6 protein-coding genes are annotated in these 4,333 nt (G+C 32.0%); all 6 read right to left on the minus strand.

All coding sequences use genetic code 11. The features are described 5' to 3' along the window. Positions 1-137: 137 nt before the first annotated feature. Positions 138-707, minus strand: a complete 570-nt coding sequence (locus WBY99_RS10775) for an STM3941 family protein (RefSeq protein ID WP_423976337.1) — start codon at positions 705-707, stop codon at positions 138-140. 82 nt (positions 708-789) lie between these two features. Then, positions 790-1,317, minus strand: coding sequence for an STM3941 family protein (locus WBY99_RS10780; RefSeq protein WP_423976338.1), 528 nt, complete (start codon positions 1,315-1,317; stop codon positions 790-792). A gap of 3 nt (positions 1,318-1,320) precedes the next feature. Next, entirely contained in the window at positions 1,321-2,349 is a 1,029-nt protein-coding gene (locus WBY99_RS10785; protein ID WP_423976339.1) for an RHS repeat-associated core domain-containing protein, read from the minus strand. Positions 2,350-2,374: 25 nt separating this feature from the next. Next, entirely contained in the window at positions 2,375-2,713 is a 339-nt protein-coding gene (locus WBY99_RS10790; protein WP_423976340.1) for a DUF4844 domain-containing protein, read from the minus strand. Further along, positions 2,710-3,153, minus strand: coding sequence for a hypothetical protein (locus WBY99_RS10795; RefSeq protein ID WP_423976341.1), 444 nt, complete (start codon positions 3,151-3,153; stop codon positions 2,710-2,712). Before WBY99_RS10795 ends, WBY99_RS10790 begins: the two co-directional genes overlap by 4 nt. A gap of 11 nt (positions 3,154-3,164) precedes the next feature. Next, positions 3,165-4,333: RHS repeat-associated core domain-containing protein (locus WBY99_RS10800; protein WP_423976342.1), on the minus strand; the 1,169-nt coding region annotated here is incomplete at its 5' end.

Here is a 4,333-nt window from a genome sequence, read left to right on the forward strand (position 1 = left end):
CAATTCCATCATTGCTCATTGTATCGCCCCAGTTATTGGTAAAGCTTCCGTCATTGTTATTATTCCACGTTGTGCCGGACGCCGAATTCCAAAGATTATTGATAAAAGACTGGCTTAGTCTTCCATCGGGGCCGTAATCATACATCCCCGTCTCCTGAAGTTCTTTGCCGTTGTATTTGTAGTTTTTTGTATTCAGCAAAGGATTTTAAAATGATTTCTTCAAGTTCTTTAAAATTATATGCAAGCGTATTCGAAGAAATTGCGATAGGAGTGCCATAAGTTTTTAAATTACTTTTTAATATTCCGCTTTTAATTGTGTTTTTGCTTAGTAAATACTTATTATAATTTTTAACTTCAATGATTAAGAATTTTGTAGACATAATATCAGTACTAGTTATAGAAATAATATTTTTCCATTCTATCATTCCGACACTGACGAAACTAGAATTATCAATTAATCCATGTTCATTAATTATAAGACTAAATTTTTTTGTGAAAATATAATTTAGTAATACAATAAAAAGAAAAAAAGAAAAAAAGAAAGTAATAATTCCTATAATACGGATGAAAAAAATATTTCTAAATATTCTAGAAACAAATTTATAAGGATCAATTGCGAATAATATTCCGAAAATTATAAATATTATTAATCCTGATAATATTAAGATTAATTTTAATTTACTACTCTTTATTTCTATCGTTTCCATTTATTCTAATTTTAAATTTTATTTTATCCAATCTTCAGCAATTTCTCCACCCCAAAATCCTCCAACAATTCCTCCTATTGCTCTATTTGTTTTTTTTATATTCCTCATAAGCCTCTGTAATGGATTGTTTAAGCTCAATAAAAGAACACTTTAAAAAAGTATTATTTAACAATATTGGAGTGTGATATTTTTTATAATTTAAGTTTAGAAGCCATTTCTTTAAACCTTTTTTTTGATTGATATATCTCTCAGGGTTATTAATAATAACTTTTAGATAAGAAGTATTATTCACCTTACATTCTTCTATTGTTATTACATCTGTCCAACATATAAAAGGATAATCTAATATGTTTACTTTATCGATAATCCCCTTACTATTAATTAAAAATATAGCATTTCGATTAAATAACTTTATTCCTAATTCATAAATAAAAAATGATGATATGATTATACCCATTACTCCTACCATGAATACAATTATACCATTACGATAAAAAAAGCTGGTATATTTAGTTGGATTTATAATGGCTACTATTCCTATTAATAACAACAAACTCATAAATACAATAAAAAGAGAAAATTTAATATTATTTTTTTTTATTCTTTTCATAATTTAATTATTTTGAATATGTTCTACCATTTGTCCTGCAATTTCACTGTAAATATATCCTACTCCAAGCCCGATAACAATACCCGCAGCTGTTCCTACCCCAGGTATTGGAATAATCACTGTCCCAATATATGCACCAATTAATGCACCCTCTGCAGCACCTATTATTCCTCCTACAGCTTTTGCTGTTGCAATCTGTGCGTTGTTTCCATATGTTCCATTGTCTTTAGATATACCTTCCCCTATTTCTATTGCAGAAATACCATAACCAATCCAACCTGCTCTCTCTGCATATTTCCCGTACATTGCCGTACCTTTAATATAATCACTTCTCAATCCAATCAAAGAACCTTTTGCCCTACCAGCATATTTTGTGCTTCTTACGTTTCCTAAATTGTCAATCCAATTACCGCTATTGTAGAAGTTTGTTCTACTGTCAGCAGCATATTTAAACATTCCCTGCATTGTTGTCGCACCTAAATCTGCCCAGTTTTTAAATGAATCATTTGATCCTTTAATATTAATATTGTGTCCCACCGATCCTTGTATGTCTCTCTGTCGCAATCCGTCACTTCCCAAAGAATATCCACCGCCTGACATTGCACCTCCTGTCCAGTAGGTGTAACTCCCTGTTCCCCCTCCTGCAAGGAAATTATAAAATGCTGTTGCAGTACCTGCTTCAGCAAAAGGCACGAAACTTCTGTTACCCCAGTTGCCACTTGAATCAAAGTTAGAATAGGTAGTTGTTGCATTTGGTGTTGCATTTTTCCAAATTAGATTCCAATCTATATCTCTACCATCGGGATCAAAAAACATCGCAGGATTATTCATCACATAAGCATACGGCGAAGAAGAAATAAATTTCTCCGACAACTGATCCATTCCGTTCCATCTTGCAATATCAGGCATATACATTCGCCACCCGTAATCGTACATTCCGGTTTCTTGTAATTCTTTCCCGTTGTACTTGTAGTTATACGGTGCTCCCAAAGGATTGTAAACAGAATTATTTGAGGGGTTCAGATGATTCATCCCAATACATCACTGTTATCTTTTCTTATGGATTGAAACCATACATCCATTGATTTAATACACCTCCAGAACTTTCTAATTCTATTGCATCCATAATTTTTTCAAAAGATTGACATACATATTCTCTGTCTTCAGTATCTAAATTATAAATGTCAAACTTAATTATATTGCTTGCTATCAAATTTATATAATCGTTTTCTTTAAAATCCTGTTGAGTTCCTGATATAAATTCATCAATGATATTACCAAATAAAATTATTAATATTGTTTTGTTCTGCTCATCTGCTAAACCAGGATAAAAACCTTCAGATTCGAATGTTATTTCCTTTTTTAAATTTTCGAGTTGTTCAGTCTTATTTATCATATCAGATTTCTTTCTTTAAAATAGTCTTCCAAATCCCATCTAAATTGTTCCCAATTAAAATCCTTGATTTTTTTCTTTACAGAATCTAAAGTATCTAATGATAAAAGAAGTTCTTTTGCTACAATTTTTCGAGCTTCTTCTTCTGATGAACTTTGAAATTCTGAAAAATTTAATTTTAAATTATACTCTAAATTGTCTTCGATAGTATAGGTTAAATCTTCATCACTAAATTCTTTTTTCCCTTTTGTATATATGGGCTTCTTTATTTTAAAGAATTTTTCAAAATTGGGACTGACACAAACTATTCCTACAACAATACTTTTTAAATCATTCCCATAACTTTTAACTTTAAAATATTTCTCTATATCATCTGAAAACTGTGTAATGATATATTTGTTTTTAACTTCAATAGAAAAAGTTATTGCTAGTCCAAAATTCATACTGTTTATTTTTATCTAAAAATTTTATTTCCTGCTGGAAGAGATCCGTTTATGAAAAAATGTCCATAAATCATTATTTTTTCCTGAATCTTAATTTCCATTTGATTACCGTGAAATATAGGGTTCATTATCAATCCTTGTGCTCTAAGCTTACTATCTGTATAACGATTATTTGTTGTCGTTTCACCATATTTCCATACATCACCAGCATTTAAATATGTTGTACCTCCTCTTACATTAGGGTATAAACCTGATCGTGTAGCTTCTAGTTGATATAAAAAACCTTGAGGCAGAAGATTTCGTTTTCTAATTCCTTCTATTTCTCTCTCCATTTTTTCATAATAAAGATAACCTCCTGCCACTGCGCCTACTACAGCATAGCCTGCCCACTTCGGCCAAGCAGCGTCTGTTGGGTCAGGAACAGCAATGTCCATTGCCATAAAACCTAATGCGGCTTTTGCCCAATTACTATTATCATTTCCACTTTCATTAATTTTCTTGCTATGCCATTCTATTCCTTGTAAATTTTCTTGTTTTTGTCCTGCTTGATAAGAAAACTGATTTGCGGGCATTGCAGAATTTGTCCACCAACTGAAAGTATTATTAGTATTTGTTCTAACTCCACCAAAAGTGCTTCCTCCATTAAAGCTACTCCAGAAATTACTGATTCCTCCGCTTCCAAAATTTCCACCAAAACCACCCAACTGGCTTGTGAGATTGCTATAACTACCACCTGAACCCATATAACCACTAAGCAAACTAATGTCATTTCCAGTAAAGGTCCATCCTGTTGATGTTTCTCTAATATCTCTTCCATCAGGATCCATAAACGAGATTGGATTATTCATCACATAAGCATACGGCGAAGAAGAAATAAATTTTTCAGAAAGCTGATCCATCCCGTTCCATCTTGCGATATCGGGCATATACATTCGCCAACCATAATCGTACATTCCCGTTTCCTGGAGTTCTTTGCCGTTGTACTTGTAATTATATGGTGCTCCCAAAGGATTGTACATTGAATCATTTGATGGATTCAGATGATTCATTCCAAAAGCATAATAGGTATTGTAATTTAATGCTGCTGCGCTGCCATCGGGCGTTTTGGTATAATTGACCCTTACATTTCCCAAGTGGTCTTTGTACTGGTAAATATATCTTTTATTTTTGAAATCGTAAA

Origin of the sequence: Kaistella sp., assembly GCF_049588135.1 — a bacterium.
In the GTDB taxonomy this organism is placed as follows: Bacteria; Bacteroidota; Bacteroidia; order Flavobacteriales; family Weeksellaceae; genus Kaistella.

What these genes read in the sequence shown, in the direction of transcription:
- WBY99_RS10775 (WP_423976337.1), bottom strand. Translation starts at nt 707, where the DNA reads ATGGAAACGATAGAAATAAAGAGTAGTAAATTAAAATTAATCTTAATA.
- WBY99_RS10795 (WP_423976341.1), bottom strand. Translation starts at nt 3,153, where the DNA reads ATGAATTTTGGACTAGCAATAACTTTTTCTATTGAAGTTAAAAACAAA.
- WBY99_RS10790 (WP_423976340.1), bottom strand. Translation starts at nt 2,713, where the DNA reads ATGATAAATAAGACTGAACAACTCGAAAATTTAAAAAAGGAAATAACA.
- WBY99_RS10780 (WP_423976338.1), bottom strand. Translation starts at nt 1,317, where the DNA reads ATGAAAAGAATAAAAAAAAATAATATTAAATTTTCTCTTTTTATTGTA.
- WBY99_RS10785 (WP_423976339.1), bottom strand. Translation starts at nt 2,349, where the DNA reads ATGAATCATCTGAACCCCTCAAATAATTCTGTTTACAATCCTTTGGGA.